The following is an 8,223-nucleotide window of genomic DNA, read 5'->3' as shown; positions in this document are numbered from 1 at the left end:
CCTCTTCCCATCCCGAACAGAGAAGTTAAGCCCGACTGCGCAGATGGTACTGCAATTTGTGGGAGAGTATGTCGTCGCCTTTATTTTGAAAACCCTTCATCATTTACGATGAAGGGTTTTTTGTTTTATAGCACTGTTGGTACTGTAATTTGTGGTAGCCCCGATAGCTATCGGGGGTAGTCGCCTTTGCTGCGCCAATTCAGCCGAAGGCCTCGTGCCTTTTAAAAATCCTTCATCATTTACGATGAAGTTTTTTTGTTTTATAGCATTATTGGTACTGTAGGAAGATAAGATCTTTTGAAAACCCTATCCCGTGCGATAGGGTTTTTTGTTTTATAACTGTTTTTACAAGATAAATGTTTATATGAGTTAAAACCAAAATAGTATTTATTACGTACTATGTAGTGATAGTTATAGATTGCTGATTTTTATGGTTGCATATTTTTAACTTAAATTAAATTTAACTAATATTAGCATATTTTTAACTGTTATAAAGTTTTCGTATGAAGCTATTGTCGTTTACAGGTGACTGTTGTTTTAAGAGTTATAAATCGTTGTGTTGCTTTTTATTCGTATTTCTTGCATTCTCTGTATCTGCATATGCGCAACTTGAGGATTTTGATATAGAAATCACTGTTTCAGATGAAACCTGTAACGGAAATGGGAGCATGTTATTTATAATAAATAATGCTACACCGGGTTCCAGTTTTGAATATACCGTATATAAACTTCCTGATCAAACAAATCCAATTTCTATTTCTTCTGCTAATACTTTAGGTAGCTTGGCTGAGGGTGATTATAAAGTTGTCGCTGTTCAATCATTGGGACAAGAGAGTAATACCGAAATAGCACAGGCTACTATTGTTAAGATTCCCGCGCCTTTAGATTTTTATGTTAGTGCTACAAATCAGGCTTGTGTAGAAGGTGCTAACATGATCGTAACTGTGACGGAGGGTACTGGTGTGTTGTATGAAATAACATCGGGACCTGTAGTAAGACCAGCACAAAATTCGAATGTGTTTGAAGGTTTACCAGCAGGTATATATATAGTTAGGGTATTTAATGAATGTGGGAATGCCGATGTTACGACTTATACGTTAGCTGCCAGTCCAGGTCCGCCAGCTATTTCTGCTCCTGAATATAATAGTGATGTTAACGGGGATTGCGATACGGTTACTGTAATAAATACTATTTCTTATGGAGAGGGTATTTCTATAACTTATCCTTTGACTATAGAATACACATTCACTCCTTCAAATGGTGAGCCTCCTACTGTATTTGAGCAAACTTTTGAGAGCGGTGATGCAATTGAATTATCCTTGTCACAAACATTTTCAGTTGGAGATTCAGAGTATTCTTATACGTTGAAAATTACAGATGGATGCAATAGTGAATATACCAGCGATGCTATGAGTTTAAATCCTGAGGCCTCGATCAGTCATGTTCCTAATATAATCCTGCCTTGTGGTGAACATTACCTAACGATTTCTGTGGCAAATTTTGTTCCTCCTTTTACCATAAATTTTACTGATTCTCCTGAAGGATTTGATCCAACTGCTTTTAACAATACACATCCGGGACCTTTTAATGAAAATGGAGCCATTATATATGGTGATCCGGAGACGGCTGTTCCCGAAGGAGAATATACAGTTGAGATTATTGATCATTGTGGGAATACCATGTCGTATGAGTTTGAGATTAAAGATGAAATTGTTGAACCTTCAGCTGGAGGAAGTAACAATGGTTGTTATTCCGAGTTTGGAAGAATTGCTGTTGCTGTACCTGATCGTAAAATTGTGTCTGCTTTTGTCATTGAAGCACCGGATGATTATGAGGCTTCCAATACCCTGCCTAAAGATGTATCGGCCAATATTAATAACAATGGTAATTTGATCTTGACTAATATTCCAAAAGGAGAATATAAATTGAAAATTACTGATGAATGCGGAAAAGAATATGAAGTAACTGTTCTGATTCCTGATTTTGAGGAAAAGGATTTTTTAGCTTCTTCTGTTAGTAGTTGTGTTGAAAATAGTGGCGGAATAAGGGTAAGTAGTGGAAATGGAAAACTGGTGTCTTTAACGATGACTGATGCGCCTGCTGAATTTGAACAGACATTGCCTTTTGATGTAAGTAATTATATAGATAATACAGGCATATTCTTTATGGATGGGTTACCTGCCGGGACCTATACTTTTATGGGTGTGGATATTTGTGGCATTGAAAGAACGGTTTCTGTAAATGTAAAAGATAGTTCATCAGCAGGTAATGCAGTCACTTTTGTGCGTAATTGTGGTAACTATGATCTAAGTCTAACGGATAATGTTACTAATAATTTAGGAGATCCGCCTACTTACTGGTTACAGAAATTAATTGATCCTCAAACTAACATATGGGGACATCCGGTAACCGGAGTTGTTTTTACGGAAGGGAGCGAGCCTACAACAAATAATTCAATATCATTAGTAAATGGACAAACCTTAACCGCCCTCGAATATGAAGGAATGTTCAGGGTAATTAAATATTTTGAAAATTATGTAAGCCCTCAAAATATCAAATCTTGTTTTGGTGCTCTTTCAACATTTGAATATACCGATGGTGTTAATGTAAAAAGCGTTTATAATCTTTCCTGTTATCAAAACAGTAATGATATTTACGTAGATGCGACAGGATTTGCGCCTTTGCATTATAGTATAATCAATAAAGATGATGTGCCATTTTTTTTAGATAATGGTAATAATAATATATTTTCAGGTCTCGATCCCGGGAAATATGAATTTTTGGTTGAAGATGCCTGCGGTTTTGTCGGTAAAATAGAAGTTGATATCAGGCAGTTACCGGAATTAACCAATGCACATGATCCGGGTGATATGGTTTTGTGCGTTGATACTACAGATAGTATGATATCCGAATTTGATTTACAAACACAAACACCACTGATCTTAGAAAACCAGCCGGCAGCAATATATACAGTAACGTATTATTTAAGTGAAGAAGATGCTGAGAACGGTATTAATGCCATACCAACCCTACATACCAATACAGCTAATCCTGAGACGATATACGCCCGTCTTATTCATAATCACATTCCATTATGCCATGATGTTGTTTCGTTTCAACTGAGGCTTTCAGAATATCCCGAGATTAAAATGAAGAAAGATTACATTCTTTGTTCGGATGATAATAGTGTAACTGTTTCTGCTGATCCGGGATATAATAGTTATGAATGGTCTACAGGTGAGACTACACGTACGGTTAAAATAACTCAACCGGGTAGCTACTGGGTGAAAATTGGTAATGAGTATGACGGGATTGTCTGTGCTGAAGAAGCTACAATAACAGTAATTCCTTCCGGACCACCTGATACATGGTCTTTAGATATTAAGGACTGGACAGAAAATCAGAATTCCATAATAATTAATGCAAGTGGTCCGGGTAGTTATGAGTATTCACTTGATAATGATATTTATCAGGACAATCCTTATTTCAACGGACTTAAGCCGGGTGTTTATACTATATATATCAGGGATAAGAATGGTTGTGGAGTTGTTTCGGAGGAATTGGTACTATTGAATTATCCAAAATTCTTTACACCCAATGGTGATGGAATTAATGAAAAGTGGCGTCTTGAGTATTCCTGGTTTGAACCTGAAGCAAGAATCTTTATCTATGACAGATATGGTAAACTATTATCGGGCTTTACACCTACCGATGCCGGATGGGACGGTACTTTTAATGGAAGGCCATTACCTGCAACAGATTATTGGTTTGTGGTAATCAGGAAAGATGGTAAAGTTCATAAAGGACATTTTTCAATGATCCGTTAACTATTAAAAGTGTGGAATTTCTACAATAAGTTGTGGAATTCCACAATTATGAGATATTGCTAAAATTTGACTTTGTATTCTTAATTGTTTGTTTGTTAGTTCTTTATGTGTGTTTTGTGCTTTAATGTCTTTTTGGTATGGTTATTTCATATGTATTAAGTATCAAAGCAGGAATGATTTATGAAAAACTTTTTATTTTCAATATTTGTTGTAATAAGTTTTTCATCCTACAGTTCTGCTACGATAAATGACATTAAGTTGTTTTACTTATTTCAAGAGGTTCTTTTTAAGAAGATTGAAGGTAATCAAATACCTTCGCAGGTATTAAAAAAAGCAAGTGCCAGGTATAGCGGTTATTCTCTTAATGAAGTCTTTGTGAATGAAAACAATGAATATAAACTAGTGTTGAAAAAGAATGATAAAATAATTAATGTTTATTATAAAGACACTGGTGATTTTATAAAAGAAGAAGCTAAGTAAGCTAAAAATATATAGTAAGGTGATTGAAGAATTTTTTCTTCGAATAGAAGGAGACGGGAGCGTCTCCTTTTGTTTTTTATTAACATCTACTAACCCCCAAAACAGTTACATTTGTAGATATTATTTTTATAGCTCATGAGTTCTAAGATACTGGTAATTGATGATGATACTGCTTTTTGTGTAATGCTGAAAACCTTTTTGCAAAAAAAAGGTTTTGATGTCACAAATGCATTTAACGGACAGGAAGCAGAAGAATTCATCAATAAGCAGGTTTTTGATGTTGTTTTAACAGATATAAGACTTCCTGATAGCGATGGCCTCAAAATACTTAAACGGGTTAAAGAAATCTCTCTCGATACTCAGGTTATACTCATGACAGGATATACCGATATTAAGACAGCGGTAAATTCGATTAAAACAGGAGCTTTTGATTATGTTGGCAAACCTATTAATCCTGATGAGATACTTCACACCATAGGTTTGGCCCTTACCAAAAAATCGGCCAAAGAAAATCCTCCGGCCAAAATCAAAGAAAAGAAAAGCAGTACTTCTCCTTTATCTTTTGTAAAAGGCATAAGCAGTGATTCCTTACGATTACATGAACACATCGAGCTTGTAGCACCAACCAATATGTCGGTGCTGATTATAGGCGATAGTGGAACCGGAAAAGAGTATATCGCACAATCGATACATCTGCTTAGTAAAAGAGCTAAAAAGCCTTTTATTGCTGTAGATTGTGGTGCAATACCCAAAGACCTTGCGTCGAGTGAATTCTTCGGGCATATTAAAGGTTCATTTACAGGAGCTGTTAATGATAAGACGGGGCATTTTGAGGCGGCTAATGAAGGAACTTTATTTTTGGATGAAGTTGGCAATCTTTCGTATGAAGTACAGGTACAGCTTTTAAGAGCGCTTCAGGAACGAAAAATAAAACCGGTTGGAAGTAATCAGGAAATTCAGGTAGACATAAGAGTAATTGCAGCTACCAATGAAGATCTTACAGAGGCTGTAAAACGAGGCGATTTTAGGGAAGACCTATATCACAGGTTAAATGAATTTTCTATTAAAGCACCGCGCCTTTCAGAAAGAAAACAGGATATCATGATGTTTGCTAATCATTTTCTGGCTCAGGCCAATAATGATTTGGAAAAAGATGTCGAAGGCTTTGATGCAGATGTTACAAAACTCTTTAAAAGCTATGAATGGCCAGGTAACTTAAGAGAGATGAAAAACATTATCAAGAGATCTGTTTTGTTGACAAAGTCAAACCTGATTCATTTAGAAGTACTGCCACATGAAATGCTTGAAGCATCTAAAGATGAAGGCTCACTTTCCGGTTACGCTAAGGCAGATGAAGAACAGGTGATACGACTTGCACTCGAAAAGGCTAATTTCAATAAATCTAAAGCTGCCGTTTTACTGAATATTGACAGGAAAACGCTTTATAATAAATTAAAGCTTTATAATATAGAGCTTTAATTCATTTCATTTTCATAGGCTTCGCACAATACAACGAGTCGGCTGCAAATATCGTTTACATAGTTCTGGATTTCGGGCCATGTCATCTCATGGGTTCTGTCCTCTAAGGGTTCCAATAATGTATAGATGCTGTGCACTTCCATTTGCTTAAGCATAGGAATCATTTTATGTGCAGTTTCAGATAACGCCTGTTCGTTTTGGGCTTCAACAGCATCTTGTAATGCGCTGCAATTTTCCTTTACGCTTTCTATAAATGTCCTCAGTATTGTTTTCAGGGATTCAGGGTCATTATAAGTAAATTGCGCGAGACTTCGTAAATTATATAGAGGTGCTTCTTCAATTTCGTGCTCAATGCTTTCTTTGACTATAATAGCTGTTTTACGAACTGCTGTTCCACTTATAATTTCCGAAATTAAGTCAAGTAATTGTTTTAACTGAACAGGTTTTGGGTGGCTTGCATTAAATCCTCCATCAACAAAATCTTTTTGCGTAAGATCTCTTTTGCCGGATAATGCAATAACAGGGATTGATGCTATGTGCTTATCAGGATTGGTGCGAATCAGCCGTACCAACTCGAAACCATCGATAGAAGGCATTTGGATGTCTGTAAGTATGAGGTCGAAGTATTCTTTTTCCAGTATGGAAATTACTGAGGAAGCGTTGATCTCGGTTTGTACTACAGCAGGATAGTTTAAAAATAATTCTTTCATTAGCGCCAGCTGCATATTGTCGTCATCTACGATCAGGATTTTCTTTCCTTTTAAGTGCGAATAATTATCATCTTCATCTTGTGATGCGTTTTCGCTGACAATGAAATTAGACTCAGAAGGCGTACACGGTATTATGATAGTAAATATTGAGCCCTGACCTTCCTCACTCTCAAGAGTAATTTGGCCGCCAAGAAGTTCAATTATTTTTTTAGAGATAGTAAGGCCTAATCCGGTACCTCCAAATTTCTTTTCTATACCGGAATGTGCCTGAGTAAACTCCTTGAAAACATCATCGTGTTTTTTTCTTGAGATTCCTATACCGGTGTCAATTACTGAAATAGTAATGTTTTCTCCGTCGATCTTAGCTGTAACTTCAACTGATCCTTCAGGGGTAAATTTAATAGCGTTGCTGACTAGATTGGTCAGTACCTGCTTAATGCGGTAAGGATCTGAAATAAAATTTGCATTTAGGTCTTCTGTAATGTCCCAGTTGAGCTCAATGCCTTTATTTGTAGCCATTGGTTCGAGGGTTTTACAGGTATTCTCTATAACATTTTTAATGTTAAAAGGTGTCTTTTCTATAGATATCCTGTTGTTTTCAAGTCTTGAAAAATCTAAAAGATCATTTACTAACTTAAGGATATAGTTTGCCGATTCATTAATGTTATTAAGATACTGCTTTTGTTTACCGGTTACTGCTGTGTCTTTAATAAGGTCATGGAAACCTATAATGCTGCCAAGAGGAGTTTGCAGGTCGTGCGTTACAGTAGCCATTAGCATGGTTTTGGTTCTCAGGAGTTCTTCATTTTCCTGGTTTAAAATCTCAAGTTGCCTTCTGTACTTTTGGTTTATACTCAAATCACGTATAATAATCCATGCAAACGTAATTAAAATGAGTAATGCCAAAGCTCCTATCCATGCAACGTTCTCAACCAGTTTTTGCATGCTTAACTGAGATTTTCTTATTTGCTGATATGACTTTTGCAGAAACTCTTCTTCAACTGATGTCAGGATTTTTCTTAACTGATCTGATATAATACGGTTTTCATCCAGTAAATGTTGTTCCTTCTCAAACATCATCCGGTCTTGTTCTTTCTCTTTTAAAATAAGGTCAATAAGTACTTTTGAGTATGCCATCGCCAGAGAATCATTCGGTACGGTAGGTTTGCTTAATGCTTCTCTCAAACGAGGAGAAAGAATAGCGTTTACGGATTGTTTACCCGGGTATGATTTCGTAGCCTCAATGGATTTTTTAGTATTTACAATCGAATCTTTAGTATGGTAAATACCTTCAATGGCCTGGCTGATATTTTTTTTTCTGCCGTATTGTTTATGGTAGGCTATAATCTCGCTGATACTGTTTCGCTTGCGGTCTATCAGTAATTTTATAGAATCAAATTTGGCTATCTGTACAGGGTCAACATCCTTTTTAATGGAGTCAATTTCAAGGTGTATGTTGTCTATAAGGATGCTGTAATTCTGAAAATCGGCCTTTTTCTCGGTAAGGATAGAATTTCGTCCAATTGCCTCAGAAGCATAAAGATTTGCTATTGTAGTACTGATACGAAGAATCTTTTGTTCTTCGTTAGTTTTTGCAGGGTTGGCAAGTTTAGAAATCTCTGTGTATACAAGCCAAACGGATAATACTGCCATTGCTAATAGCAGTACGTATCCGGTTATAATCTTATATTTTACAGCTTTTGGTTTTTGTACCATCAGATAAAAGT

4 protein-coding genes and 1 rRNA gene are annotated in these 8,223 nt (G+C 36.1%); 4 read left to right on the top strand and 1 reads right to left on the bottom strand.

Annotated features, from left to right (window positions below):
- The 4 genes from rrf to ACFSR3_RS04810 form a co-directional block, all read left to right on the top strand.
- Positions 1-83, top strand: a 5S ribosomal RNA gene (gene rrf, locus ACFSR3_RS04825); the annotation flags it as partial.
- A gap of 420 nt (positions 84-503) precedes the next feature.
- The gene (locus ACFSR3_RS04820) at positions 504-3,827 is read left to right on the top strand and encodes a T9SS type B sorting domain-containing protein (RefSeq protein ID WP_379819952.1); all 3,324 of its coding nucleotides are present in this window, start codon (positions 504-506) and stop codon (positions 3,825-3,827) included.
- A gap of 180 nt (positions 3,828-4,007) precedes the next feature.
- Entirely contained in the window at positions 4,008-4,307 is a 300-nt protein-coding gene (locus ACFSR3_RS04815) for a hypothetical protein (protein WP_379819951.1), read from the top strand.
- Between the two features lie 135 nt (positions 4,308-4,442).
- Positions 4,443-5,786, top strand: a complete 1,344-nt coding sequence (locus ACFSR3_RS04810) for a sigma-54-dependent transcriptional regulator (protein WP_379819950.1) — start codon at positions 4,443-4,445, stop codon at positions 5,784-5,786.
- Here ACFSR3_RS04810 and ACFSR3_RS04805 read toward each other — a convergent pair.
- A complete protein-coding gene (locus ACFSR3_RS04805; protein WP_379819949.1) occupies positions 5,783-8,212 on the bottom strand; it encodes an ATP-binding protein in 2,430 nt (809 codons plus the stop codon). The two genes, ACFSR3_RS04810 and ACFSR3_RS04805, sit on opposite strands and share 4 nt — an antisense overlap.
- Positions 8,213-8,223: the final 11 nt, after the last annotated feature.

It is taken from the genome of Flavobacterium suzhouense (assembly GCF_042684765.1).
Lineage (GTDB): Bacteria > Bacteroidota > Bacteroidia > Flavobacteriales > Flavobacteriaceae > Flavobacterium > Flavobacterium suzhouense.
Note: the sequence above shows the minus strand (reverse complement) of the source record. Positions and strands in the feature narration are given on the sequence as shown.

Coding starts and splice junctions, on each gene's coding strand:
- ACFSR3_RS04820 (WP_379819952.1), top strand. CDS start 504: ATGAAGCTATTGTCGTTTACAGGTGACTGTTGTTTTAAGAGTTATAAA.
- ACFSR3_RS04815 (WP_379819951.1), top strand. CDS start 4,008: ATGAAAAACTTTTTATTTTCAATATTTGTTGTAATAAGTTTTTCATCC.
- ACFSR3_RS04810 (WP_379819950.1), top strand. CDS start 4,443: ATGAGTTCTAAGATACTGGTAATTGATGATGATACTGCTTTTTGTGTA.
- ACFSR3_RS04805 (WP_379819949.1), bottom strand. CDS start 8,212: ATGGTACAAAAACCAAAAGCTGTAAAATATAAGATTATAACCGGATAC.